26 protein-coding genes, 2 tRNA genes and 2 pseudogenes are annotated in these 23,195 nt (G+C 72.9%); 9 read left to right on the top strand and 21 right to left on the bottom strand.

The annotated features are described in order from the left end of the window. Nucleotides 1-97: 97 nt before the first annotated feature. Nucleotides 98-694: a TetR/AcrR family transcriptional regulator gene (locus J1792_RS06600; protein ID WP_207246806.1), complete on the bottom strand. Its 597-nt coding sequence runs from the start codon at nt 692-694 to the stop codon at nt 98-100. 108 nt (nt 695-802) lie between these two features. Between J1792_RS06600 and J1792_RS06595 the strand changes: the two genes are divergently transcribed. Then, nucleotides 803-2,053 (top strand): MFS transporter, encoded by a 1,251-nt coding sequence (locus tag J1792_RS06595; protein ID WP_207246805.1) that lies wholly within the window; start codon nt 803-805, stop codon nt 2,051-2,053. Between the two features lie 42 nt (nt 2,054-2,095). On the opposite strand, the gene J1792_RS06590 is transcribed toward J1792_RS06595, so the two are convergent. Together J1792_RS06590 and J1792_RS06585 are read right to left on the bottom strand one after the other, a co-directional pair. Further along, the gene (locus J1792_RS06590; protein WP_086575229.1) at nt 2,096-2,443 is read right to left on the bottom strand and encodes a DoxX family protein; all 348 of its coding nucleotides are present in this window, start codon (nt 2,441-2,443) and stop codon (nt 2,096-2,098) included. A gap of 160 nt (nt 2,444-2,603) precedes the next feature. Continuing rightward, nucleotides 2,604-3,038 (bottom strand): ester cyclase, encoded by a 435-nt coding sequence (locus tag J1792_RS06585; protein WP_086575230.1) that lies wholly within the window; start codon nt 3,036-3,038, stop codon nt 2,604-2,606. An 89-nt stretch (nt 3,039-3,127) separates the two neighbouring features. On the opposite strand from J1792_RS06585, the gene J1792_RS06580 reads away from it, so the two are divergent. Then, nucleotides 3,128-3,754 (top strand): TetR/AcrR family transcriptional regulator C-terminal domain-containing protein, encoded by a 627-nt coding sequence (locus J1792_RS06580; RefSeq protein ID WP_086575232.1) that lies wholly within the window; start codon nt 3,128-3,130, stop codon nt 3,752-3,754. Nucleotides 3,755-3,786: 32 nt separating this feature from the next. Here the strand turns inward: J1792_RS06580 and J1792_RS06575 are convergent, their stop codons facing one another. After that, the gene (locus tag J1792_RS06575) at nt 3,787-4,680 is read right to left on the bottom strand and encodes a sigma-70 family RNA polymerase sigma factor (protein ID WP_207246804.1); all 894 of its coding nucleotides are present in this window, start codon (nt 4,678-4,680) and stop codon (nt 3,787-3,789) included. Nucleotides 4,681-4,777: 97 nt separating this feature from the next. Here J1792_RS06575 and J1792_RS06570 point away from each other — a divergent pair, with 97 nt between their 5' ends. Continuing rightward, nucleotides 4,778-5,239 carry a carboxymuconolactone decarboxylase family protein gene (locus J1792_RS06570; RefSeq protein WP_207246803.1) on the top strand — a complete coding sequence of 154 codons (462 nt, stop codon included), beginning with the start codon at nt 4,778-4,780 and terminating at the stop codon, nt 5,237-5,239. 27 nt (nt 5,240-5,266) lie between these two features. Here the strand turns inward: J1792_RS06570 and J1792_RS06565 are convergent, their stop codons facing one another. The 6 genes and pseudogenes from J1792_RS06565 to J1792_RS06545 all read right to left on the bottom strand — a co-directional run bounded on the left by J1792_RS06565 (nt 5,267) and on the right by J1792_RS06545 (nt 8,916). Further along, nucleotides 5,267-5,998 (bottom strand): SDR family NAD(P)-dependent oxidoreductase, encoded by a 732-nt coding sequence (locus J1792_RS06565; protein ID WP_207246802.1) that lies wholly within the window; start codon nt 5,996-5,998, stop codon nt 5,267-5,269. A gap of 212 nt (nt 5,999-6,210) precedes the next feature. Continuing rightward, on the bottom strand, nt 6,211-6,636 hold the full coding sequence (locus J1792_RS06560; protein WP_207246801.1) for a lasso peptide biosynthesis B2 protein: 426 nt from the start codon (nt 6,634-6,636) through the stop codon (nt 6,211-6,213). After that, nucleotides 6,633-6,893, bottom strand: a complete 261-nt coding sequence (locus J1792_RS06555) for a lasso peptide biosynthesis PqqD family chaperone (protein WP_207247096.1) — start codon at nt 6,891-6,893, stop codon at nt 6,633-6,635. The genes J1792_RS06560 and J1792_RS06555 overlap by 4 nt, the downstream gene beginning before the upstream one ends. Next, nucleotides 6,890-7,303 (bottom strand): asparagine synthase-related protein, encoded by a 414-nt coding sequence (locus J1792_RS35710; RefSeq protein ID WP_242645747.1) that lies wholly within the window; start codon nt 7,301-7,303, stop codon nt 6,890-6,892. The genes J1792_RS06555 and J1792_RS35710 overlap by 4 nt, the downstream gene beginning before the upstream one ends. Nucleotides 7,304-7,625: 322 nt before the next feature. Next, a pseudogene (locus tag J1792_RS35705) lies at nt 7,626-8,438 on the bottom strand (asparagine synthase-related protein); the annotation flags it as partial. Between the two features lie 328 nt (nt 8,439-8,766). Beyond that, entirely contained in the window at nt 8,767-8,916 is a 150-nt protein-coding gene (locus tag J1792_RS06545) for a lasso RiPP family leader peptide-containing protein (protein ID WP_179199023.1), read from the bottom strand. A gap of 261 nt (nt 8,917-9,177) precedes the next feature. Between J1792_RS06545 and J1792_RS06540 the strand changes: the two genes are divergently transcribed. Then, nucleotides 9,178-10,830: a long-chain fatty acid--CoA ligase gene (locus J1792_RS06540; protein WP_207246800.1), complete on the top strand. Its 1,653-nt coding sequence runs from the start codon at nt 9,178-9,180 to the stop codon at nt 10,828-10,830. Nucleotides 10,831-10,885: 55 nt separating this feature from the next. Here J1792_RS06540 and J1792_RS06535 read toward each other — a convergent pair whose 3' ends face one another. The 6 genes from J1792_RS06535 to J1792_RS06510 all read right to left on the bottom strand — a co-directional run bounded on the left by J1792_RS06535 (nt 10,886) and on the right by J1792_RS06510 (nt 15,463). Beyond that, nucleotides 10,886-11,428 carry a SigE family RNA polymerase sigma factor gene (locus J1792_RS06535; protein ID WP_086573165.1) on the bottom strand — a complete coding sequence of 181 codons (543 nt, stop codon included), beginning with the start codon at nt 11,426-11,428 and terminating at the stop codon, nt 10,886-10,888. A gap of 116 nt (nt 11,429-11,544) precedes the next feature. Beyond that, nucleotides 11,545-12,381, bottom strand: coding sequence for a glycoside hydrolase domain-containing protein (locus J1792_RS06530; RefSeq protein ID WP_242645456.1), 837 nt, complete (start codon nt 12,379-12,381; stop codon nt 11,545-11,547). A gap of 54 nt (nt 12,382-12,435) precedes the next feature. After that, the gene (locus J1792_RS06525; protein ID WP_086573168.1) at nt 12,436-13,593 is read right to left on the bottom strand and encodes a lipid-transfer protein; all 1,158 of its coding nucleotides are present in this window, start codon (nt 13,591-13,593) and stop codon (nt 12,436-12,438) included. Next, nucleotides 13,590-14,063: a hotdog family protein gene (locus J1792_RS06520; protein ID WP_207246799.1), complete on the bottom strand. Its 474-nt coding sequence runs from the start codon at nt 14,061-14,063 to the stop codon at nt 13,590-13,592. Before J1792_RS06520 ends, J1792_RS06525 begins: the two co-directional genes overlap by 4 nt. Further along, the gene (locus tag J1792_RS06515; RefSeq protein ID WP_086573171.1) at nt 14,060-14,971 is read right to left on the bottom strand and encodes a bifunctional MaoC family dehydratase N-terminal/OB-fold nucleic acid binding domain-containing protein; all 912 of its coding nucleotides are present in this window, start codon (nt 14,969-14,971) and stop codon (nt 14,060-14,062) included. Before J1792_RS06515 ends, J1792_RS06520 begins: the two co-directional genes overlap by 4 nt. Before the next feature lie 180 nt (nt 14,972-15,151). Further along, nucleotides 15,152-15,463: a hypothetical protein gene (locus J1792_RS06510; protein ID WP_207246798.1), complete on the bottom strand. Its 312-nt coding sequence runs from the start codon at nt 15,461-15,463 to the stop codon at nt 15,152-15,154. A gap of 559 nt (nt 15,464-16,022) precedes the next feature. Between J1792_RS06510 and J1792_RS06505 the strand changes: the two genes are divergently transcribed. Beyond that, complete coding sequence (locus J1792_RS06505; RefSeq protein WP_207246797.1) at nt 16,023-16,682, top strand: GGDEF domain-containing protein; 660 nt, start codon at nt 16,023-16,025, stop codon at nt 16,680-16,682. Between the two features lie 106 nt (nt 16,683-16,788). Here J1792_RS06505 and J1792_RS33885 read toward each other — a convergent pair whose 3' ends face one another. Then, nucleotides 16,789-17,202 (bottom strand): peptidoglycan-binding domain-containing protein, encoded by a 414-nt coding sequence (locus J1792_RS33885; RefSeq protein ID WP_307842911.1) that lies wholly within the window; start codon nt 17,200-17,202, stop codon nt 16,789-16,791. 300 nt (nt 17,203-17,502) lie between these two features. Here J1792_RS33885 and J1792_RS06495 point away from each other — a divergent pair, with 300 nt between their 5' ends. From J1792_RS06495 to J1792_RS06485, 3 genes are all read left to right on the top strand, one after another. Next, nucleotides 17,503-18,420 (top strand): SGNH/GDSL hydrolase family protein, encoded by a 918-nt coding sequence (locus tag J1792_RS06495; protein ID WP_086573176.1) that lies wholly within the window; start codon nt 17,503-17,505, stop codon nt 18,418-18,420. Between the two features lie 148 nt (nt 18,421-18,568). Next, a complete protein-coding gene (locus J1792_RS06490) occupies nt 18,569-19,228 on the top strand; it encodes an HNH endonuclease family protein (protein ID WP_372446089.1) in 660 nt (219 codons plus the stop codon). Next, nucleotides 19,225-19,497, top strand: a complete 273-nt coding sequence (locus tag J1792_RS06485) for a hypothetical protein (protein ID WP_207246795.1) — start codon at nt 19,225-19,227, stop codon at nt 19,495-19,497. The genes J1792_RS06490 and J1792_RS06485 overlap by 4 nt, the downstream gene beginning before the upstream one ends. Nucleotides 19,498-19,560: 63 nt before the next feature. On the opposite strand, the gene J1792_RS06480 is transcribed toward J1792_RS06485, so the two are convergent. Then, nucleotides 19,561-19,634, bottom strand: a tRNA-Lys gene (locus tag J1792_RS06480). A 207-nt stretch (nt 19,635-19,841) separates the two neighbouring features. Between J1792_RS06480 and J1792_RS06475 the strand changes: the two genes are divergently transcribed. Beyond that, nucleotides 19,842-20,744, top strand: coding sequence for an FG-GAP repeat domain-containing protein (locus J1792_RS06475; RefSeq protein WP_307842910.1), 903 nt, complete (start codon nt 19,842-19,844; stop codon nt 20,742-20,744). Between the two features lie 64 nt (nt 20,745-20,808). On the opposite strand, the gene J1792_RS06470 is transcribed toward J1792_RS06475, so the two are convergent. The 3 genes and pseudogenes from J1792_RS06470 to J1792_RS06460 form a co-directional block, all read right to left on the bottom strand. After that, nucleotides 20,809-20,895, bottom strand: a tRNA-Ser gene (locus J1792_RS06470). 161 nt (nt 20,896-21,056) lie between these two features. After that, nucleotides 21,057-21,281 carry a hypothetical protein gene (locus J1792_RS06465; RefSeq protein WP_207246793.1) on the bottom strand — a complete coding sequence of 75 codons (225 nt, stop codon included), beginning with the start codon at nt 21,279-21,281 and terminating at the stop codon, nt 21,057-21,059. Between the two features lie 163 nt (nt 21,282-21,444). Next, nucleotides 21,445-23,054 (bottom strand): annotated as a pseudogene (locus J1792_RS06460) (S1C family serine protease). Nucleotides 23,055-23,195: the final 141 nt, after the last annotated feature.

The raw sequence follows: 23,195 nt of genomic DNA, 5'->3' as shown, positions 1-23,195 counted from the left end.
ATCGGTACGAGCTGACCTGACGGCGACCGGCCGGGTTCCGGCCCCGTCGGCCCGGCTGACGCCGGGTCGGCTCCGGTCGGTCAGGTACTCCGGCCGGTCAGGACTCCGGCCGGTCGAGGCCGGCGATGCGGCGGGCGGCGGTGCGGACCGAGGCGCGCAGGCGTGCGCGGTCCTCGTCCGTCTCGCCGACGAGGATGCGCTGCATGTGCGGCTGGACGGTCGGCCAGGAGGCGAGGGCGGTCAGCATGAACAGCAGGTCGCCGGCCGGGATGGTGGAGTCGATGATCCCCTTCTCCTGGGCCTCGGCGAACGCGGCGGCCTTGCCCGCGTAGTGGCGTCGGCGCTCCGCCTCGTGCGGGAAGCCCCCGGTGCCGTACTCCAGGCCCTCCCAGAAGACCAGCCGGATCAGCTCGGGGTTGGCCGCGTGGTAGTCCATGATGCGGTCGATCCAGCCGTCGACGTCCTCGGCGTCGACGGGGTGGGCGGCGGCGAGTTCGACGAGGCGGCGCTCGAGGACCTGGGAGAAGAGTTCGGCCTTGTTGCCGAAGTAGGCGTAGATCAACTGCTTGTTGGCGCAGGCCTCGCGTGCGATGCGGTCGATGCGCGCGCCGGCGATGCCGTACGCGGCGAACTCGGCCGTCGCCGCCTCGAAGATGCGCGCCTTGGTGGCCTCGGGGTCCCTGACTGCTGCCATGCCGCACAGAGTAACCAACCATTTGGTTGACAAGCCTCGCGGCATTCTGGGATCTTGCAACCAACCAGTTGGTTGCAAGACCGTTCCACGCAGGGGGCCTCCACCGTCATGACCACCCACAGCCATCCGGACCAGGCCGCGCGGCCCTCCGTACACCCCTCCGCAAGCCCCGAGGCGGCGCCCGCCGGCCCCCGGCCGGGCCTCCTGCTCGGCGTCATCGCCCTGTGCACGGGCGTCACCGCCGCCAACATCTACCTCGCCACCCCGCTCCTCGGCCTGATCGCCCAGGACCTCGGCGCCTCGACGTCCGCCGCCGGCTGGATCGCCTCCATATCCCAGCTCGGCTACGCGATAGGCCTGTTGTTCTTCGCCCCGCTCGGCGACACCGCCGACCGCCGCCGCCTCGTCGCCGTCCTCTGCGGCGTCGCCGGAGTGGCCCTGGTCGCGGGCGCCCTCGCCCCCGGGCTCCCCGCCCTGGCCGCCGCCGTGCTCGTCGCCTGCGCCGCGACGGTCGTACCGCAGCTGCTCGTCCCCCTCGTGGCCGAACGCGCGCCCGCCGACCGGCGGGGGCGGCACGTGGCCGCCGTGGTGGCGGGTCTCTTCACGGGCATCGTCGCGGCCCGCGTGCTCGGCGGACTCGCCGGCCAGGCCTACGGCTGGCGCGCGGTGTTCACCGGCGCGGCCGTACTGACCGTGGCCGTCGGCCTGCTGACCGCGCTCGTCCTGCCGGCCGAGACCCGCCCGCGCGGCAAGGGCGTCAACCCCTTCAAGACCATCGCCGGCCTGCCCGGCCTGCTCGCCTCGTCGGCCCCGCTCCGCGCCGCCTGCCTGCGCCAGGGCGGCATCTTCGGCGCCTGGAGCGCCCTGTGGACCACGCTCACCCTGCTGCTGACCGGCACGAGCGGCGCCTACCATCTCTCCCCCGGAACGGCGGGCCTCTTCGGCCTCTTCGGTCTCGTCTCCACCGCCGTCGCCCCTGTCTCCGGCAGCCTCATCGACCGCTTCGGCGCCCAGCGCGTCGTCAACACCGGCTTCGCCCTGACGGCCGCGTCCCTGCCCTTCTTCTGGCTCGGCGCCCACCACCTGTGGGCCCTGTGCGTGGCCGCCGTCCTCATCCACGCGGGCCTCATGGCAGGCCAGGTCGCCAACCAGACCCGCGCCCTGGCCGCCACCCCCAAACCGGCCGTCGCCAACACCGCGTACGTCGTCTGCGGCTTCATCGGCGGCGCAACCGCCTCGGCCGTGGCGGGCCCGGCCTTCGACCACTGGGGCTGGACCGGCGTCTGCGCCATCGCCGTCCTGTGGCTCACGGTGGGCTGGACCGGCGGCCTGGCCGCGGCGGGGCGCCGGTCCGCGTAAGGGGGGCGCGGGGTCGGCGAACGCTCCGGCGGCGTACGGGCCTCAGGCGCTGAAGCCCAGCGCCAGGGAGCCGATCACCGGTGCCGCGTACACCATCGGGAACGGGATGTGCGCGTACGACCGCGCCCGCATCACGCTGACCACGGCCCCGGCGAAGTACAGCACCAGGCCGATCCCGGCCATGACCCCGATGACCGGCACGAACAGGCCGGCCAGCAGCCCCAGCGCCCCCGCCGCCTTGGCCGTACCGAGCCACACCCACCACGACCGGGGGACGCCGTAGTCGGTCAGCGACTGCACGACCCACGTGGCGCCGGAGAGGACCGCGTAACCGGAGTAGCCCGCCATGGCGGCGGCCAGGATGGTGACGACGATGTAGGCGGTGGACATCAGAGATGCTCCTCATCAAGCGGATGCCGGGAGGAGCTTGCGCGCCCCGCTCCGGCCGTGTCGTGTGCGGTTGGTCCGTCGCTCTATCGACCCGGCGCGGCGCGAGGATGTGACAGGACGGCCGAAAGTCTTTTTCTGCTTCCGGTGCGCGCCCCGCGGCTCATGACGCCGTCGGCCAGTCCCAGCCCAGCTGCAGGAACAGGCCCAGCCGGTCGGACACGCCACGGATCTCGCTGATCCGGCCCGTCTCCCCGGCCACGGTGAAGACGAAGACGGCCTCGTTCTCGAAGCGACGACCGGTCGGCACCGGCATGCGGGGGTGGGCGCCGGAGCTGACGCCGGTCTGGGTGATGCGGGCGACGACCTTGTCGCCCTCGGCGATCAGTTCGTCGACGCGGGCGCGGTAGGGGCGCAGCGCCATGAGCTGCTGCTCGATGGCCGCGAAGGCGGCGCCCGGCTCGTCGGGCTCACCGTGAATGATCTTGTTGTGGTCGATGACGTCATGGGCGAGGTAGTCGCCGAGGTCGGCCGTGCGGCCCTCGTTGAGGGCCGTGAAGAAGCCGTTGACCAGCTGCTTGTTGCGATCGGCGGTCATCTCCGACCCCTTTCTTACACCGTAAGAGTTCGTTGGGGAGTACTCTGTCCTTACGGCGTAAGAAAGTCAAGAAACGCGGGGAGAAGTCGATGAACGCCACCGCCAAGCGGGCCGGGCTCACCCGGGAGAAGGTGCTGCGGGCGGCACTGGAACTGGTCGACCGCGACGGCATCGAGAAGCTGTCCATGCGCAGGCTCGGCGCGGAACTCGGCGTCGAGGCCATGACGCTGTATCACTACGTGCCCCACAAGGCCGCCCTGCTGGACGGCCTCGTCGAGCAGGTGGTCTCGGCCGTCCGGCCCGCCTTCGACGGCCCGGCGGCCGAATGGCCCGCCCGTCTACGGGAGTTCGCCGTGGCGTTCCGGGACGAGCTACTGCGTCACCCGGGGGTGATTCCGCTGGTCGCCACGCGCCCGGCGCGCTCGGCCACCGCGTTGCGGGCGGTGGAGGACGCCGCCGCCGCGCTGGGAGAGGCCGGGATCGCCCCGGTCCAGGCGCTGCGGATCGTCAACGCGGTCTCCACGCTGGTGATCGGCCACTGCCTGGCCGAGGCCGCCACCACGCCCGGTCACCCCGAGCAGCCGGGCGACGACCTCGACCTCACCGCGTTTCCCACCCTGGCCGAGGCCGTCGCGGGCGGCCTGGGCACCCCCGCCGATCACCAGGCCCGCTTCGACCTCGCCCTGGACGCCCTGCTGACCGGACTCCAGGCCTGAGAACCGGAGTTCATCGGAAACCCTGGGGATCCTCAGACCCCCAGGGCGCTCAGGTCGAGGCGCGCCAGGCGCTCGGGGTCGGTCAGGATGTCGAGGGCGATGACGCGGTCGCCCTGGATGGTGAACGCCATGACGGACATCGGGCGCCCCTGCGCGAACGCGACGACGCCCGGGGTGCCGTTGATCAGCGCCGGACGGCCGGCCTCGGCGAACCGGGCGAACGTGATCGCCTGGGACGCGACCTCGGCCGCCCCACGGCGCAGCGCGCTGGGGAGCAGGGTGCCGCCGTCGGAACGGGCCACCACGTCCGGGTCGAGGACGGCGACCAGGGCGTCGAAGTCGCCGCCGCGCGCGGCGGCCAGGAAGGCGTCGACGACCCGGCGGCGCCGGGTCAGGTCGGCGTCGGGGGCGGGTGCCGCGCCCTGGACCCGGCGGCGGGCGCGGCTGGCGAGCTGCCGGGTGGAGGCGGGGGTGCGGCCGAGGACGGTGGCGATGTCGTCGAACGGCACGGCGAACATGTCGTGCAGGACGAAGGAGAGCCGTTCGGCGGGGGCGAGGGTCTGCAGGACCACCATGAGGGCGATGCCGACCGAGTCGGCCAGGAGGATCTCCTGCTCGGGGTCGATCCGGTCCGGGCCGCTGATGAGCGGGTCGGGGAGGCGGACCCACCCGTCCTGGTCATGGAGGGGCTCCTCGCCGCGCGTGGAGCGGGAGCGCAGCATGTCCAGGCAGACGCGGCCGACCACCGTGGTCAGCCAGCCGCCCAGGTTCTCCACCGCGTCCGTGTCGGAGCGGCTGAGCCTGAACCAGGCCTCCTGCACGGCGTCCTCGGCCTCGCTGAGCGAGCCGAGCATCCGGTAGGCGACCGCCCGCAGATGGGGTCGGTGCTCCTCGAACCGCTGCGCCAGAAAATCTTCTTCGCTCACCTGTCACATCCTCGCGTCCTGATCCGTCAGTGGAGTGTCGGACCCACCGAGCGGGCGGCGCGGGCAACGCCGCCGTTCAACGGACGGAGATTTGATCATGAAGGCTCGCATGAAGAACCCCGCGATGATTCTGCCCGACACCATGCAGGGGATCCAGAACCTCTACAAGGCCATGCGCCAGGGCGGCGTGCCGCAGGAGCTCCTGGAGCTGGTCTACCTGCGCGTCAGCCAGATCAACGGCTGCAGTGCCTGTGTGTACGCGGGCGTGACCAGCGCCAAGAAGGCCGGTGAGAGCGACGAGCGGCTCCACGCGGTGGCGGCCTGGCGCGAGGCCCCCTTCTTCACCGACGCCGAGCGGGCGGCCCTGGCGCTGACCGAGGCCGCCACCCGGATCGCCGACCGCTCCGGCAAGGCGGTGCCGGACGACATCTGGGCCGAGGCCACCGGCCACTTCGACGAGCAGCAGCTGGCCGCCATCATCCTGATGATCGCCACGACCAACTTCTTCAACCGTCTCAACACCACCATCGAGGAGTCTGCCGGCGCGACGTGGGCCTGAAGGGCCCCGCGCGCCGCGCCCCGGCCGCTACGCCGCGTGGCCGCCGTCCACGGTGATCTCGGCGCCGGTGACGTAGCGGGCCTCGTCGCTCGCGAGGTGGGCGACCGTCGAGGCGATCTCGTCGGGCGTGCCGAACCGGCCGAGGGCGGTCATCGCGCTCTGGCCGGCCGCGTACGGGCCGTCGGCCGGGTTCATGTCGGTGTCGACCGGGCCCGGGTGGACGATGTTCGCGGTGATCCCGCGCTCGCCCAGCTCCCGTGCGAGCGCCTTGGTCATCCCGACGAGCGCGGCCTTGCTCATCGCGTAGAGCGTGCCGCCGGGGCCGGGCACCCGCTGGGTCATGCAGGAGCCGATGGTGACGATCCGTCCGCCGCGCGTCATCAGCGGGGCCGCCGCCTGCGCGGCCAGGTAGGCGCCGCGTACGTTGACGGCGAGCACCCGGTCGACGTCGGCCGGCGCGATCTGCTCGAGCGGGCCGAGCACGCCGACGCCCGCGTTGTTGACCAGTACGTCCAGACGGCCGAGGGCTTCGGCCGTCCGCCGCACCGCGTCGGCCGGGGCGGTCGCGTCCCCGGCGTCGGCGCGGATCGCCAGGCCGCGCCGGCCCTCCGCCTCTATCGTGCGGACCACGGCCTCGGCCGCCGTCCCGTCGGACACGTAGGTGATCGCCACGTCCGCGCCGGCGGCCGCCAGCCGCAGCGCTGTCGCCGCGCCCATGCCCCGGCTGCCGCCGGTCACCAGAGCCACCTTGCCGTCCATGTGTCCTCCTCGCCTTACCGGATCACCCGGATACCCCGGATCGCTCGGATCCCTACGGATCGCTCGGATCCCACGGATTCCCGAGTTCCCGAATCCCAGGAACTTCGTTGCGTGTTCAATAAAACTCCGGAGAACGGGCGCCCCGCTGGCGGGAATCGGACCTCGCGTTCGGCCGGGCGGGGCGGGAGAGCGGGGAGGGAGAACGAAAGGGGCTAGCGCTCCCCCACGGGCCCCGTCGGCCCCACCGTGAGCGTCGGTGTGTAGTACCCCGGCGGCTCGGTCTCGCCCACCGGCAGGCCCTCCGCCTCCACCCACGCGTGGGCGCGGAACGGGGACGTACGGATGCCCGTGCACCACGTCGGCCACGCACCCCCCATGCGGCACAACAGCACCACCGCCAGCGACCGTTGGAGGCACGCGCGCCCCGCGCAGCGCGTGCTCGCGTACACCACGGCGTCACGGGCGGCGCCGGCCTGAGCGGTCGTGGCCGGGGCGGCGCCCCGGCGGAGGGCGTACAGCACGGCGCGGATGCGGCACGGCGGCATCAGGGCCAGCAACCGGGCCGCGGCCACGGCCAGATGGGCGCCCGCGCGGGTGCGGGCGGGCAGGGGCTCCCAGAGAGCGAGCGGCGTGGTCATCGCTCCGCCAGCCGGGTCCTGCGCAGGGTGTCGACCAGCGACGCCACGTCCGCCTCCGCCCGCGCCACGGGGATGCCGTAGCGCTCGCGCAGGGCCCGCGCCGCGCCCTGCGGGCCGCCGCCGTCCAGCAGCACGCGCAGGATCAGGGCTCCTGTGGGGTTCAGTTGGTAGTACCGGCCGCGGCGCTGGTCGAAGAGGACCGTGGCGTGCTCGGTCTCGGTCGCCGTCACATGGCGGCGCAGCGCGAACGCGGTCACGGGGTCGCTCCTTCGCGCTGCCGGCCGGCGGCCAGGGTGCGCAGCCAGGCCTCGCAGGCGAGCGTCGGCTCCAGGGCGAGCAGTGGAGCGACCGTGACCGGTGTGGTGCGCAGGGCGGCGCGGACGGCGGCGTCGTCGACCAGGCCCATCCGGCCCAGCTCCGAGCCGTCGAACAGCTCGAGCAGCGCCCTGCGGTGGCGGCGCATGCCGTCCATGACGTCCTCGCCGTAGTGGCCTCCGGGCGTCCGGCCCAGGATGTCGTCCGGGACGAGGTCCCGTACGGCCGCCGCGAGGAGCGGCTTGCCGCGGCCGGGCGGCGCGGCGCGCTCGCAGGGGCGTACCGCCAGGGCGGCCTCGATCACTCGGTCGTCCAGGAAGGGGGCGGCCAGGTCGACGCCGTGGGCGGCCATCAGCCGGGTGGCGTAGCCGGCGGCGGCGCCGGCGCGGCGGAGGGCGTCGAGGGCGCTGTGGGCGCCGCGGTCGGGGGCGAGCGGTTCGTACGAGGCGTCGGTGATCATCTCGTGGACGGCGTCGATGGCGTCGGGCGTGGCCCAGCGCGGCATCCGCAGCTCCGCCGTCCATCCCAGCTGGGGGTGGCAGGGGCGCGGCGGGGGCGCGGTCAGACGCAGCGCGCTGTGGGTGAGCCAGGCCGGGAAGCCCCGGGAGTCGGCGACGGCCCGCCAGGTGGCGCCCAGCGGCCAGCGGGTCAGGGCTCTTCGGCCCCGGATGCGGCGGAGGGCGGCCAGGGGGTGGGAGCGGGCGAGGGTGTGGAGGTAGGGGCGGGGGCGCGAACAGCTCCTCCCCGCCGTGGGCGCCCAGGTGCAGCCGCGCGCCCCGGGAGGCGACCTCGCGCGCGGTGTGCTCGACGCGGGCGCCCGCCCGGACCCGGTGCGGGGGCTCGGCGGGCAGGACGCCCGCGCCCTGGTCCAGCCCGGCGTAGAGGGCGGGGGCGTGGGCGTACTCGAGCACCACGTGCTCCGCACGGGGCAGGCGGGCGGCGATCCGGCGCGCCCACGGGGCGTCGTCGCCGCCGGGGTCGAGGCGGGCGGTGCGCACCGTGATCAGGCGGTGGTCGCCGGAGGCGGCGAGGTGGGCCAGGACGGCGGACTCCATGCTGCCGGGCAGGGCGACGCCGATCGCGGCCGCGCCGCTCTCGTCGCCGCCGAGGGCGCGCAGGCGCGTACCCACCGCCTCGGTGAGGGCGTCGCGCACCGCCGGCGCGCCTTCCTCGAGGCCGAGCTCCGGCGGGGGCGGGGTCCACCAGCGGACCGTGCGCGCCGTGCCGTCGGGATCGATCGTCAGATAGCTGCCGGGCGGCACGGCCTCCACGCCGCACCACGGTGTGCGCTCCCTGAGCGGGTGGGGCACGAAGGGGGTCAACAGGCGCAGGCCCACGAGGCGTTCGTCGATGGACGGGCCCGTCGTACCGGCGAGGGCGTCGGGCCGGTCGGCGGCGACGCTCACGCCGGCGATCCGTGCGCGGTAGACCGAGCGGACGCCCGCCACGCCGCCTTGCACCCGGACCCGGCCGCCGACGGACGCCATCAGATGCGCGCTGCCGCCGAGGCGCCGGGCGAGGTCGTCGAGACCGGCGACGCCGCCCGTCAACCGGGTGGCGCAGGCGGCGAGTTCGGCGGTGGCGAGCGGGCAGAAGCCGGCGACCACGACGCGCGTGCGCCCGGCCGTGGCGACCTTGACCGCGTCGGCGGGCCAGCGGCCCATCAGCCATGGACGGCCCGAGGCGTGGTTGATCACCCGGGGGCCGGGGGCCGGCACGGCGGCCGCGGCGGCGCTGCCCGCCGCGCTGTCGGGCAGCGCGACGAACGACACGTCGGCGGAGACGGAGGTCATGACGGACACCGGGCCACCGCCCTCAGTCGTCCATGCCGAGGAGCGCTTCGGGGCCGGCGTCGCCGCCACCGAGCGTCAGCTCGGCGAACGTGCCGACTTCGATCAGCTCGGGGGGTTCGTAGTCGCTGACGTCCTGAGCGGTGGTGTCGGCGTCGTCGGCTCGCTGTTCCATGGCAATCACTCTACGTAATCGACTGATTACGCGACAACACGAGCCGGGGGCGCGCGGGGTCTCGGCGCGCACTACGGCAAACGTCGCACGCCCCCCGGCGCACACGCCCCGCCGCCGCACCCCGCCATCCGAACACGAAGGCGCCCGAACGCGAAGTGTGGCGGACTCGTTTCGTCCGGGTAGTGACTTACCAGCGGATACCCCAGCACAATCGCCGGGAACTACCCTCGCGTCCACGCGCGCAGATTGGGAGGCCCCCCGGTGCAGAGCACGATGCAGGACGTCCCGCTGACCGTCACACGGATCCTGGCCCACGGAGCCAAGGTGCACGGCAGCGCGCAGGTCACCACCTGGACGGGCGAAGGCGAGCCGCAGCGCCGCACGTTCGCCGCCGTCGGCGGCCGTGCCACGCAGCTGGCGCACGCCCTGCGCGCGCTCGGCGTCGCCGAGGGGGAGCCCGTCGGCACGCTCATGTGGAACAACGGCGACCACCTCGAGGCCTACCTCGCCGTGCCGTCCATGGGCGCCGTGCTCCACACCCTCAACCTCCGGCTGCCTCCCGAGCAGCTCGCCTACATCGTGCGGCACGCCGCCGACCGCGTCGTCATCGTCAGCGGCTCCCTGCTGCCGCTGCTCGCGCCGCTGCTGCCGCACCTGGACTGCGTCGAGCACGTGATCGTCTCCGGCGCCGGCGACACCTCCGTCCTCGACGGTCCCCACCCCCGGGTGCACCGGTACGAGCAGCTGATCGCCGGCCACCCCGCCGACCACTACGCCTGGCCCGCGATCGACGAGCGCCAGGCCGCCGCCCTCTGCTACACCTCCGGCACCACCGGCGACCCCAAGGGCGTGGTCTACAGCCACCGTTCGATCTATCTGCACGCGATGGAGGTCTGCAACCCGGCCTCCTTCGGCCTGACCCCGGCCGAGACCTGTCTGCCGGTCGTGCCGATGTTCCACGTCAACGCCTGGGGCCTGCCGCACGCCGCGTTCATGGCGGGCACGTCGCTGCTGATGCCCGACCGGTTCCTGCAGCCCGCCCCGCTGGCCGAGATGATCGAGTCGGAGCGTCCGACAGTGACGGCCGGCGTGCCCACCATCTGGCAGGGCCTGCTGGCCGAACTCGACGCCAAGCCGCGCGACATGACCTCGCTGCGGACCGTCGTCAGCGGCGGCTCCGCCTGCCCGCCCGCGCTGATGAAGGCGTTCGAGGAGCGGCACGGCCTGAACGTCGTCCAGGCCTGGGGCATGACCGAGACCTCGCCCCTGGGCTCCGTGGCCTACCCGCCGGCCGGGGTGGGCCCCGAGGAGGCGTGGCCGTACCGCGTCACGCAGGGCCGCATGCCCTGCTCGGTGGAGGCCCGCCTGATCGGCCCCGGCGGCGAGGTCCTGCCCTGGGACGGGACGTCGGCCGGCGAGCTGGAGGTCCGCGGCCCCTGGATCGCCGGCGCGTACCACGGCGGGGCGGGCAGCGAGCCGGAGCGCCCGGAGGACAAGTTCAGCCCCGACGGCTGGCTGCGCACGGGCGACGTCGGCACGATCACCTCCGACGGCTTCCTGACGCTCACCGACCGCGCCAAGGACGTCATCAAGTCCGGCGGCGAGTGGATCTCCTCGGTCGAGCTGGAGAACCACCTCATGGCCCACCCGGAGGTCGCCGAGGCCGCCGTGGTGGCCGTCCCCGACGACAAGTGGGGCGAGCGCCCGCTGGCGGCCGTCGTGCTCCGCGACGGCTCGTCCGTCGACTACGAGTCGCTGCGCGCCTTCCTCGGCGAGCGCGTCGCCCGCTGGCAGCTCCCCGAGCGCTGGGCGCTGATCCCGGCGGTGCCGAAGACGTCGGTCGGCAAGTTCGACAAGAAGGTCCTGCGCAGGCAGTACGCCGACGGCGAGCTCGTCGTCACCACCCTGGGCTGACCCGACCGGCGGCGGGGCCGGGGCGGGACGCTCCGGCCCCCGCGGTGTCCCTGGCCTACGCCGCCGCCGCGAGGTCCGGGTCCTCGCGGAGCTTGCCGAGGGCGCGGGAGACGGCGCTCTTGACCGTGCCGACGGAGACGCCGAGGAGCTCGGCGGTCTGGACCTCGGTGAAGTCCTCGTAATACCTGAGGACGACCATGGCCCGCTGACGGGCGGGGAGCCTGTGGACCGCTCGCCACATCGCGTCGCGCAGCGCCTGCGCCTCGGCGGGGTCCGTGGAGGGGGCGTGCTCGCGCTCGGGGAGCTCCTCGCAGGGGAACTCGTCGACGCGGCGCTTGCGCCACTGGGAGGTGCGGGTGTTGACCAGGGCGCGGCGGACGTAGCCGTCCAGGGCGCGGTGGTCCTCGATGCGGTCCCAGGCCAGATAGGTCTTGGTGAGGGCCGTCTGCAGCAGATCCTCGGCGTCGCACGGGTTCGAGGTCAGGGAGCGGGCGGTGCGCTGCAGCGCCTGGCCGCGGACCCGTACGTACGTGGAGAACGACGGGTACACGGCGGCGGTGGATGCGCTGGTGCACACAGACGTCGTGGTTGCTGTCATGCCTCCACGCTAGGAGCGCGCGCCCTCCCGGCGGATCGGCCGGAGGTGCCGAAGAACCGTCCGCCTCAGGTCGTACCCCGGGGGTTTGCCCCACCTCCCGCAGGGGGAGGGCGAGGTCAGTCCCGGATGACCGCCACCGGGGCGTCGACGAGGTTGCGGTCGATGGTGAGCTTGCGGCCACCGTGCGTCTCGGTCACGTTGCCCGCGTACTGGTGGATGCGGCGGTGCGCCCAGGACCCGGCGGAGAGCACCCGCTCGCGGGCGGTGGAGGCGGGCACCCGCCACCGGGCGAACCACAGGATCTCCGGCAGGTCCCCCTCGCCGGCCCGCCGGGCGACCTCCATATGGCGCACGCCGGAGGCGGCGCTGCTGTAGAAGCCCGGGATGTAGCCGTGGCTCTTGACCGTGGAGCTCCAGGCCTGGACGAAGGTCAGGGTGATATCGGCGCACTCCTCGTCACGGTAGTCGTACGCCTCCATGTCGTAGTAGAGCGGGCTGCCGGCGGCGATGCCCAGGTCGGCGGCGGTACGTACGGCCTCGTGGCCCTCGTCCGTGCCCTGCCCCCAGGGGTCGTCGCCGATGGGGAAGCCGTCCTTGGAGGAGGCGCCGACGCACGGCGACTGGGAGCCGACGAAGACCGGGAGCACCCGCCAGCCCAGGTCGCGGGCGCCGGTCAGCCAGCGGTGGCTGAGGTAGCGCTGGCGGGGGCAGGCGCGGGCACGGCCCCCGTAGTAGACGCCCACGGCTCCGTAGGTCGCGGCCGCCCCCCAGGCGCTGAGCGTGGTCAGCGGCGGGGCCTGACAGGTGTCGAAGCCCCGGCCCCGGTAGACGCTGGGCCCGGCGGCCTCGGCCGGCACGGGTGCGGCGGGGGCGGGCAGCGCGAGGACGACCACCTGGGCCAGCGCCGCCATAAGAGCGACGAGATATCCGATGATCTTCTTCCGTGGGTCCATACGGAGGAGTCAAGGTGCCGGAACACCACGGCTATGCGATGACACGCCCTGGTTTCATCCGTCTGCGCCGAGAATGAGCCCCGAGGTGGGAACGCCCGTACCGGCGGTGACGAGCACGCGCGCGGTGCCCGGCACCTGGTTCACAGAAGTGCCGCGCAGCTGCCGGACGGCCTCGGCGATGCCGTTCATGCCGTGCAGATACGCCTCCCCCAGCTGCCCGCCGTGGGTGTTGAGCGGCAGCGCGCCGGAGGCGACGAACGCCCCGCCCTCGCCGGGGGCGCAGAAGCCGAACTCCTCCAGCTGCATGAGCACGTACGGCGTGAAGTGGTCGTAGAGGATGCCCACGTCGATGTCGGACGGGCGCAGTCCGCTGTCCGCCCACAGCCGCCGGGCGACGACGGCGGTCTCGGGCAGGCCGGTCAGCCCGTCGCGGTAGAAGCCGGTCATCTGCTCCTGGGCGCGGCCCGCCCCCTGCGCGGCGGCGGTGATCACGGCGGGCGGGTGGCGCAGCGTACGGGCGCGCTCGGTGCTGGTGACCACGAGGGCCTGGCCGCCGTCGGTCTCCTGGCAGCAGTCGAGCAGCCGCAGCGGCTCGGCGATCCAGCGGGAGGCTGCGTGGTCGGCGAGGGTGATGGGGCGGCGGTGGAAGTACGCGGCCGGGTTGGCGGCGGCGTGACGGCGGGCGGTGACGGCGACGTGGCCGAAGACCTCGGGCTCCAGGCCGTATGCGTGGAGGTAGCGGCGGGCGGCCATGGCCACCCAGGAGGCGGGGGTGAGCAGGCCGAACGGCATGACCCAGCCGAGCGCCACCCCTTCCGCGGTGGGTTCGCGCCGTCCCACCCCGGCGCCGAAGCGGCGGCCGGAGCGCTCGTTGAAGGCGCGGTAGCAGACGACGACCTCGGCGACGCCGGCCGCGACGGCGAGGGCCGCCTGCTGGACGGTGGCGCAGGCGGCGCCGCCGCCGTAGTGGACGCGGGAGAAGAACGACAGCTCGCCGATGCCGGCGGCCTGGGCGACGGTGATCTCGGGGCTGGTGTCCATGGTGAAGGTGACCATGCCGTCGACGTCGCCGGGTGCGAGTCCGGCGTCGGCGAGGGCCGCGCGAACGGCCGCGGCGGCCAGGGCGAGTTCGCTGCGGCCGGAGTCCTTGGTGAAGGCGGTCGCGCCGATGCCGACGACGGCCGCCCTGCCGCCGAGGGTGCTGCCGCTCATGGCGACTCCCTGAGGGGTGGCTGTGCGGTGGGGAGCGCGACGACGACCGTTCCCGTGACGTGGCGGCCGAGGCTGTTGGTGCCCACGACGGCGACTTCGGCGAGGAGGCGGAGGGCGTCTTCGGAGAGGCGATCGACGTCTTCGGCGTGGCGTTCGTCCGCACATATGGAGTTAATGGTTCCGGTCAAAAGGAGGGTGTCTCCGGGGTAGTTGGGCACACCCAGCCGGATGGCCACCTTGCGCAGGACGGCGCCCGGGCCGAGACGATCGGTGATGTAGCGGCCGACGAGGCCGTTGGTGGTGAGGATGTTCATGAAAATGTCCGGAGCACCCTTGGCCCGTGCGGCCTCGGCGTCGTGGTGCACGTCCTGGTAGTCACGCGACGCGATGGCCCCCGCGACGATCAGGGTGCGGGTGATGGGCACCGTGAGGGACGGGAGCACGTCGCCGGGCGACGGGGCGGGCGTCATACGGCCCCCTCGTCGGCGGGCCGAAAGAGCGGCAGCACCAGATCGTCGTCCACCCGCACAAACTCCAGCACCACCGGCATCCCCACCCTCACCCGCTCCGGCTCCACCCCGACGATGTTGCTGATCATCCGTACGCCCTCGGCGAGTTCGATCAGCCCGACCGCGTACGGGGGTTCGAAGGCCGGGAAGGGCGGGTGGTGCATGACGACATACGAGAAGACCGTCCCGGCGCCCGAGGCCGGTACCGCCGTCCAGTCGGGCGATCCGCAGTCGCCGCACCCCGGCAACCAGGGGAAACGCGGCCTTCCGCAGGCGTCGCAGCGCTGGATGAGCAGCTCGCGCGCGGCGACGCCCTCCCAGAAGCCGGCGTTGTCGCGGTTGATCACGGGGCGTGGGCGGGCGGGGCGGTCCCCGGCCCGGCCGGCGGGCGCGTACTTCAGGAAGCGGAAGAGATGCGTTCCCGCGAGTTCGCCGTTCGCCCGGATCTCCGTGCGCGTGGTGACGAAGTGACCCGTGCCCAGCCGGGTGGTCTTGCGGGGCGAGACCGACGCGATGACCGAGTCGAAGGTGATCACGTCTCCGGGGCGCAGCGGCCGTAGATACTCCTGCTCGCAGTCGGTGGCGACGATGGCGGTGCAGCCGGCCGCCTCGAGCAGGGCCATCAGCTCGCGGTACGGGCCGGGGCGGACCTGGGCGCCGCCCGGGCCGCCGAGGCCGGCCAGGGTCCAGGCCTGGAGCATGGTGGGCGGGGCGACGGGGTCGGGGCCGGTGTAGGCGGGGTCGGTGTCGCCCATGGCCTCGCACCAGTGCCTGATCATCGGGGAGTTGACGGGGTCCGGGCCCCGACCCGAGACGGCGACGGGGCGGCCCTCGTACGTCTTCAGGAGGTCGTGGAGATCGTCCCTCACGCTTCTGACTGTCCGTCAGATGCTGTCGTCTGTCAACGGTGCCGACGACGTGCGGGGATGGTGCGAACGCCGAGCGGCGGCACCTGAGGCGCCGCCGCTCGGTCCGTACAGACCCAGTCCACATCTCACCACGTCACCTGTGGGCCACCCCGGGGGCGGGGCGCCGCACAGGGCCCCGGCTCACCAGATCTGAGTGAAGGTGATCCGGATGTTGTCCTGCCGGATCACCGTATGGCCCGAGCCGTTGACGCTGGCCGTATTCGCCTGATTCGTAGCGTTCCTGCCTGTGGCCTGTTGCAGCGCGGTGGTGCTGTTGCCGTGGTTCCTACCCGTGATGCCGCTGCCGACGATGCCGGCGGCGGCCGCGTTCGAGCCCCGGTTGGCCAGCTGGCCGCCGTCGTCGGCCGTGGCCACGCCGGAGAAGAGCAGGGCCGCCATCGGAAGAGCCACGAGGGCGGCGAAAACGCGGGCGGCAGTGCGGGTGCTTGCCATGTCGATTCCTCCAGGAAGAACTACCGGTTTCTGCCAGGAGGTTGGCCGACCGCCCCGGCGCTTCTTTCGACGTCGCGCCTCCAGACTTGCCCACCGAATCTCCACCGAACCCCCAGCTCATCCCCATTCCCTCGCAAGCATGACGTCCCGGACTTAAACCACTACCTCATAGAAACCGTCGCGTATCGACCGTAACGGCGCCCTCTCAACGCCCTCCGGCCTCCTGCGCCCCACAAGGCGAACCGTTTCGGCGGATCTGTGCACCGCGTCAGCGGCGCGGCACTTCCCGGCGCCCGGCACCGCTCCCGCCCGCCGGAAACGGGGGACGTCCTTGCTTGACGGCCCGATCCACCGCCCGGTCCCGCCGGCCCGTCACCGGCGGTCCCGCGACGGCGCGATCGGGCCGCCGGTCCGCCAGGTCCGCTACGGGCGCGCCTGCCGGCGGCCTCCGGCGGCCGAGCCCTCAGAGCTCTCAGGTCACCGAAGCCCCCCGGGCCACTGGCCGCCACCCCACACCCAACTGCCCCTGCAACCACCAAAAACCACAGGAAGGTACCCGATGAACCTCATACTCCAGGCCCTCCCCGTCGCCGCCCCCACCATCGGCTGGGTCGTGCACGCCCTCTTCCTGAGCCGCCGGCTGCGCACCGCCCGCACCGACCGGCTGACGGGCCTGATGCGGCGCGAGGAGTTCACCTCCCGCGCGCTGCGGGCCATGCGGCACCCGCACACGGCCGTCCTGCTGCTGGACCTCAACGGCTTCAAGCAGATCAACGACACGCACGGGCACGAGGCCGGCGACCAGGTCATCGCGGCCGTCGGCCGACGGCTGGGGGCCTGGAGCCGGGAGTACGGCGGGTTCGCGGCGCGGCTGGGCGGCGACGAGTTCACCGCCCTCGTACGCCTCGCCCCGGACGCCGACGCGGACGCGGAGATGACCCGGCTGTCGTCCCGGTTGTCGCAGCCCCTCGACACGGGCCGAGTGACTCTGGCGCCCCGGGCCTCGATCGGGCTGTGCCACACGAGTTACCGTCCGGGCGCCGGGCTCTCGGACCTGCTGCGCAGCGCGGACGAGGCCATGTACGCGGCGAAGCGGTGCGGCGACCACTGGCGGCCCGCCGGAGCCGCCGGTGCGCACCGCACCGCTCATGGCCGCCGCGCCGGCCGGCCGGGTCCTCATCTGACCCTGCTCACGCCGGTGTGGCGGAAGGCGTCGTAAGCGGCCGGTCCGGCCGTCGGGGTCCTGCTGGTTGCCGGACCCCGCGGCCGGACCCCCACGGTCCGGTCACCGGACCGTGGACGACGCCCGGTCGTCGCCGCGACCGTCAGTCGAGCCGGGTGTGGACGTACATCGCCCCGAGCCGCCAGTCGCTGGGCATCTTGGCGTTGCAGTACCCGCCGGTGCCGCCGTAGTACTGGTCACCGAAGTAGAGCAGGTAGTCGCCCGTCTCGGGGCCGACGATGCCGTCCTTCTTCAGGCCCAGCCGGTCCTGGAACCACACGACCTGCGCCTTGGTCTTCGGGCCCCACTCACCATCCTCGTCGACCGTGGCGCGGCCGGCCTTGCGGGCGACGTCGTTGGCCAGGTGCTGCACGCACCAGACGCCCGAGCCGCTGGTGGTGTCGGTGCCGATGTAGCCGACGCCCTCGGCGGCGCTGGCGGAGCCCATGGTCGCCCCGACGGCCATGGCGACCGCGCCGAGTACGACGCCGGCCCTCGCCGCGTACTTCTTGAACACGTGCGTGTCTCCCCGTTGAAAGTTGATCTTCGACAGGGAGATTAGGTGCTGATGCGGCCATGTCAGGCCGTTCGCCCGTTCCCGGAATGCCCCTGATGCGCGTTCGAGGCGGTCCGGTGAAGTCCGTGACAGAAGCGGAACGTTCCGGCACCCCGTCAAGCCCGCACGGCCGGACACTCGAGTCCGATATCCGGTCATGTGAATCCGACATCACGGGCATCGCATTGACCCCCCGGGCCGTCGGGCCCGAGTCTGACGCCCGCATCCACGGAACGGAACCTTCCTCACGAGGAGCGAGAAATGGTCCGTAGCGGACGGAACAGAATCCGGTTCACCGTCGCCGCGCTCGCCACAACGGCCGCCCTGGCGACAGGCACCGCCCTCACACCGGCCACGGCCGCCACGCATCCGCAGCCCCAGCCGCTGGAACGCACCCAGCGCTACGTCGCCCTCGGCGACTCCTACGCCTCGGGCCCCGTCATCCCCCGGCAGACCGACCTCACCTGCCTGCGCTCCAGCGTCAACTACCCCTCCCTCATCCGCAAGGAACTGGGGGTCACGGACTTCCAGGACGTCTCCTGCATGGGCGCCAAAACCGACGACATGTGGCGGCAGCAGCGCGACACGCGCAGGCCCCCGCAGCTCGACGCCGTCAGCGGCGACACCCGCCTCGTCACGATCAGCGTCGGCGGCAACGACATCGACTTCGCCGACATCCTCAAGCGCTGCACCTACCCCTTCAGCCCCATCCCCGACGGCAACCCCTGCCAGCGGCACTTCTCGCAGCGCGGCACCGACGAGCTCGACAAGCGGATCGACGACACCGCCCCCAAGGTCGCCGCCCTCCTGAAGGCCGTCCACAAGAAGGCCCCGCACGCACGCGTGGCCGTCGTCGGCTACCCGGCGCTCATCGGGGACGACGCGCGAGGCTGCCGCGAATCCCTGCGGATCGCCGACGGCGACGTGCCCTACCTGCGCGGCACGCTCCGCCGCCTGAACGCCATGCTGCGCCGGGAGGCCTCCGCCCAGGGCGACCTCTACGTCAACACCAACGCCACGACCGCCGCCCACTCGGCCTGCCGGCCTTTCGCGGACCGCTGGATCGAGGGGATCCGCTCCTTCCCCCGGGCCTCGGCCGCCTTCCACCCCAACGCCAAGGGGGAGAAGGCCATGTCCGGCGCCGTGGTCGACGCGCTGGTCTTCGGTCCCAAGCGCTGACGCGACGACGAGGCGTTTCCCGTTCCAGGCCGCGGGCTCCGCACCTCCGGCCCTCCGGGGAACGCCTCGCCGCCAATACGGTCAATCACGGCATATCCGGCACGCCGCCTGCAGGTGAAGATCCCCGCCCGACCACCCGGAACTCGGTATCCGTGGGCTCGTGATCAGACGTAACCGGTGGCATCGCGCCACCATCGCCGCCACAGCGGCCCTGTGCCTGTGGAGCACCGCCGCACGGACCACCGTCCGCCGGGACCTTCCGGAGCCGCCTCCGGCATCCGTCGCCCGCGAGGAGCTGGCGGAGCTGGTCGTCGAGGCGCCACACTCGATGGATGGCTACAGCCGCGCGAAGTTCCCGCACTGGATCAAGCAGATGGGCACCTGCGACACCCGCGAGGTCGTCCTCTCGCGCGACGGCGGGAACGTGAGGACCGACAGCGAGTGCCGGGCCGTGTCCGGCACATGGACCAGCGCCTACGACGGCAAGGTCCTCGGCGCCGCGAGCCAGGTGGACATCGACCACATGGTCCCCCTGGCCAACGCCTGGCGTTCGGGCGCCGACGGCTGGGACACCGGCAAGCGCAAGGCGTTCGCCAACGACCTGACGAACCCCCAGCTGATCGCCGTGTCCGCGGGCTCCAACCGCAGCAAGGGCGACCAGAGCCCGGACCAGTGGCAGCCCCCGCTCGCCTCGTACTGGTGCACGTACGCCCGCGCCTGGACCCACGTGAAGCACCTCTACCGACTCCGCGTCACCCAGCCCGAACAGGCCGCCCTCGTCAACATGCTGGACACCTGCGACCGATGACCGCCGAACGCTACGTGGACGAGGTGACGGCCGGCCCGGGCGGCGCCATGACCGACGACGTCGGCGTCATCACCGGCGACCTCACCATCGCCACCTCGGCCGCCCCCGGCGAGCGCCGGGCCCGCATCGACATCCAGTACACGGGCGCCGAGGAGTGGTACGCCCTGACCGGCAGCCCGGCCCCGATCCCACCGGGGGGCCTGGCGGCCCTGCACGCCGAGGTCACGGCCCGCGTGCGCGCGGGCGGGGCGGCGCAGGCGCCGACCTGACCGGAGCCCGGCCGGGAAACGCGAAGAGGGTGTCCCTTGCGCAGGGACACCCTCTTCGTTCTGTGCGCCGCCAGGGACTCGAACCCCGGACCCGCTGATTAAGAGTCAGCTGCTCTAACCAACTGAGCTAGCGGCGCGTGAGGAAATATTACACGAACGTGTCAGTGGTCCCGCCGGACCGGCCCCGGCCCGCCCTCCGCTTCGCCGTCCGTACGGAATTACTCATTCCGGACCCCTCGCGCAAATCCACTGGGACACACGTGCAAAGATCCGGACAATGGTGCGGGCGCTCCCGGTACATGGGGGCGTCCCAACGTGATTCGGCACAACTCATGGAGTCATACGTGACCCAGTCCTCCCGACGAGAGCGCACCCTGTCGCGTCTCGTCACTTCGGCGATAGCCGTCACCCTGGTCGGCGCCGCCGCCGGTACGGCCGTCGCCGACGCTCCCGCGGCCTCCGGTGCGAAGAAGAGCATCGCCCGGAGCGCCGCCGCGGCCGGGCAGAACAAGCCGACCCCCGCCGCGCCGTTCTACTTCCTGTCCGGGATCCTGCCGTCGGGCCAGATGTACGCATACATGCCCAACGGGAAGGGCGGCTTCGAAGAGCGCTCGGGCGCCTACATGTGGCAGCACTTCAAGTTCGGTGTGCCGATCGACCTCAAGCTGACCGGTTACCAGGACGGCGCGTACCACGTCATGGACGACGGCACGCTGAACCTGTGGCTCGACGGGAAGCTCACGAAGGTGGCCACCGGCTGGGGCGGGTACGACACCGTCTTCTCGCCCGGCACCCTGGGCGGCTCCGCCCACCCCGACCTGCTGGCCCGCGACAAGCAGGGCGTTCTCTGGCGCTACCGGACCAAGACGGACGGCTCGCTGGAGTCGCGCGCCGAAGTCGGCCCCGGCTGGAACCAGTACACCCAGATCACGGGCCTCGGCGACCTGAGCGGCGACGGGAAGTCGGACATCGTCGCCCGCGACAAGCAGGGCGTCCTCTGGCTGTACAAGGGCACGGGCGACCTGCGGAAGCCGTTCGCCCCCAAGGTCAAGGTCGGCCCCGCCTGGAACCAGTTCAACAAGCTGGTGGCCACGGGTGACGTGGACGGCGACGGTCACAGCGACCTGCTCGCCCGCAACCCCAAGGGCGACCTGTACCTGTACAAGGGCACGGGCAAGGCGGCCTCGCCGTTCAAGCCCAAGGCCAAGATCGGCACCGGCTTCGACCAGTACCGCGACCTCTTCTGACAGAGCGCGAAAGGGGCGCCCCGACTTGGGGCGCCCCTTTTGACCTGCGGCAACGCAGGAGCGGCGGAGGCTGAGGGATTTGAACCCTCGGTGACATCGCTGCCACGACGGTTTTCAAGACCGTTCCCTTAGGCCGCTCGGGCAAGCCTCCCCACGTCGTCCACGGGGGATGACGCGGGGACCAGCGTACCCGGTGCCGGGATCGTGGTCGGCTGGCGGCCGGGCCTAATGGCCCTCGGCCGGGCCGGGTTGGGTGCTCGGGCCGGGGGCGACGGAGAGGGGACGCGGCGTCAGGGGAGGCTCAGGGGCGGTTCAGGGGAGGTTCTGGACGACGCGTTCGGCCGCCTCGCTCTCGGCGGCCGCCGGGGAGAGTTCGCTGAGGGTGTCGAGGTCGGTGTCCTCGGCCAGCTCGGCCTCCCACGCGGCGGCGAGCTTCTCCTGCTCTCCCGGCGGCAGCTGCCGGATCTTCTCCCGGGCGGCCGGGCTCGCGGCGTTCAGGAACCGGTTCACGGTGTCGTCGGTGTCGTCGGTCGGCATGGGCGGGGCCTTCGCTCGTCGTCGGGGTCCGGGCCGCCCCGTCCGGGGGGCCACCCGTACGTCTTCCAGCCCAGCCCGCCGGACGATCGCCCGGCGGGCCGACGTCACCTGAAAGACGCACGCCGGCCGCCGCACCCGGCGCCGCCCCGAAGAACCCGGAGGGTCAGCTGTTGTCGCCCCGGCGCTCGCCGAGGACGATCTGCGCCGTGGTGGTCTTGCCGTCGCGGGTGTAGGTGACCGTGACCTTGTCGCCGGGGCGGTGGGTCCAGATCTCGCTGATCAGGGTCGGACCGCTGTCGATCTTGGTGTCGTCCAGCTTGGTGATCACATCGCCGGCCTTGAGGCCGGCCTTGTCCGCCGGGCCGCCCGGGGTGACGGCCTCCGAGCCGCTGCCGTCGATCTTGGCGCCCTGGCCGGTGTCCTTCATGTTCACCGTCGCCTGGATGACCGGGTAGACGGGCGTGCGGTACTTGATCAGCTGCTCGGCGACGTTCTTCGCCTGGTTGACCGGGATCGCGAAGCCGAGGCCGATGCTGCCGGCCTGGCCCTGGCCGCCGCCGAAGCCGCCACCGCCGCCGCCCGCGGACTGGATGGCGGAGTTGATGCCGATGACCGCGCCCTGGGCGTTGAGCAGGGGGCCGCCGGAGTTGCCGGGGTTGATCGAGGCGTCCGTCTGCAGGGCGCTCATGTACGAGGCCTTGCCGTTGCCGCCGTCGCTGGAGGCCACCGGCCGCTTCTTGGCGCTGACGATGCCGGTGGTGACGGTGCCGGACAGGCCGAACGGGGCGCCGATGGCGACGGTCGCGTCACCGACGGCCGTACGGTCGGAGTCGCCGAGCGGGAGCGGCCGGAGCTTCGCGCCGGAAGGATTTTTCAGCTTGATGACCGCGACGTCGTAGCCCTGCGCGCGGCCGACCACCTCGGCGTCGTACTGCTTGCCGTCCGAGAAGGTCACCGCGAGCTTGCCGCTGTCGGCGGCCGAGGCGACGACGTGGTTGTTGGTGAGGATGTGGCCCTGCTTGTCGTAGACGAAGCCGGTGCCCGTGCCGCCCTCGCCGTTGCTGCTCTGCGCCTCGATGGTCACGACGCTCGGCAGCGCCTTGCTCGCGATGTCCGCGACCGAGCCGGGGCTGCGGCTCTCGGTCTTCGGGTCGCCGGAGGAGGAGAGCGTGGTCGAGCTCTCGCCGACCCCCTTGTCGGCCGCCCAGTACCCGACGCCGCCGCCGACGCCGCCGGCGATCAGGGCCGCCGCGACGACGGCCGCGACGAGTCCGCCGGAACGCTTGCGCTTCGGCGGTACGGGCGCACCCCAGGGCGCGGGCGTGGCGCCGTAGGGCGGGGGCGCGTCGGCGCCGCCGTACCAGCCGCCGGGCGCGGCGGCCGGGGCGCCCGCCGGGGCACCCGGTGCGCCGGGCGCGGCCGCGAACGCGGCGGAGTCCTGGGGGCGGGCGGGGCCGCGGGGAACTGTCCGGTGGGCGCCGCCTGGGCGTACGGGTCGGCGGTGGGCGGCGGCACCACCTGGCCGCCGGCGCCGGCAGTGCCGGCAGTGCCCTCCGTACCGCCCGTGGCCGCGGTCGCCTCGTCGGGCCGCGGGGGCGTCGTGGCCTCGGGGGCCGCCGGCGCGGGCGGAGCGAGCGGAGGCTCGGCCGGAACGGCCGGAAGCTGCGCCGTCCGATCGGTGGCGGGCGCCTGTGGCATGACGCCCTCGGACGGAGCCGCCTTGTCCAGCCCGGCGTCAGCCGGACGGGCGGCGCCCTCGTTCTCGGTGCTCACAGTCGTCGTCTCCTCAATCAGGTGCACGTCAGGTCGGTCGCGATTTCCGGCCACGCTCGCATATGTCTGCGACCAGCTTTTCCCATGGCGCGTCAGACCACCGTAAGCGCAGCCTGTGACCTCGGCGGCCCGCCCTTACTA

This window comes from Streptomyces triculaminicus, assembly GCF_017349075.1.
Taxonomy (GTDB): domain Bacteria; phylum Actinomycetota; class Actinomycetes; order Streptomycetales; family Streptomycetaceae; genus Streptomyces; species Streptomyces triculaminicus.
The sequence above is the reverse complement of the archived record's forward strand: the minus strand, read 5'-3'. Positions and strand labels throughout refer to the sequence as shown.